This is a genomic window from Streptomyces glaucus, from assembly GCF_039533365.1.
Classification (GTDB): domain Bacteria; phylum Actinomycetota; class Actinomycetes; order Streptomycetales; family Streptomycetaceae; genus Streptomyces; species Streptomyces glaucus.
Genome location: NZ_BAAATK010000141.1, coordinates 1 through 841, shown reverse-complemented (window position 1 = coordinate 841; position 841 = coordinate 1). Strand labels below are relative to the sequence as shown.

The following is an 841-nucleotide window of genomic DNA, read 5'->3' as shown; positions in this document are numbered from 1 at the left end:
CCAGGCTCCCACCAACGAGTCCGCCACGCCCACAGAACTAACGAAAACCTCAGTAAGACCGTGTCCCACGTGGTGAGGCGGACGAATCATTTGTAGCAGCACAGGGCAGCGGCGAGTCCGAGAAAGGCCAGGTAGTTGCGGGGATCGTGTTCGTAGCGGGGGCTGAGCCGGCGGTAGCCGGACAGCCATGACACGGTGCGCTCGATGACCCAGCGGCGGCGCCCTGATCGCTCGCTGGACTCGATGCCCTTGCGGGCGATGCGTACGCCGATGCGCCTACCCCAGAGCCATCTGCGCAGATCAGCCTGGTCGTATGCCTTGTCCGCATGCAGCCGCTGGGGCTTGAAGTACCGGCCGCGATGGGGGTCGTGTCTCGTTTGGTGAACCTCCACCATCGGCTTCAGCCCTTCGCTGTCGTGGGTGTTACCCGCGGAGACGCCGACGAGTAGAGGCAGTCCGTTCGCGTCCGACAGGACGTGCATCTCGGAACCCGGCTTGCCCCGGTCCACGGGGCGCGGACCGGAACTGCTGCATGATCGGGTGACAGCGGGGTTTATGCAGCCAGGGCTGCGGGTGGGGTCATGGTGGGGTCACGTCCGCTGGAGTGGTGTATCGACGGCCACTCGGCGATCTCGTTCTGAGGCTATGCGGTGAGTCCGGTGGGCAGGGCGGTGTCGTCGGTTTCTGACTCGATCGGGTGGAGTCGGGCCTTGGCGAGGAGTTCGCGGCTCATGTAGCGGCGGGCCTCGGTCCACTCGTCGTTCTGCTCGGCCAGGACCGCCCCGAGACGATGCCGCGGTCGCGGAAGAAGAACCCGTCGCAGGTCGCGCACCAGGACGGG

2 pseudogenes are annotated in these 841 nt (G+C 66.2%); both read right to left on the bottom strand.

The window, feature by feature from the left end:
- Positions 1-86: 86 nt before the first annotated feature.
- Positions 87-524 (bottom strand): annotated as a pseudogene (locus tag ABD363_RS32430) (IS5 family transposase); the annotation flags it as partial.
- Between the two features lie 119 nt (positions 525-643).
- Positions 644-841, bottom strand: a pseudogene (locus ABD363_RS32425) (hypothetical protein); the annotation flags it as partial.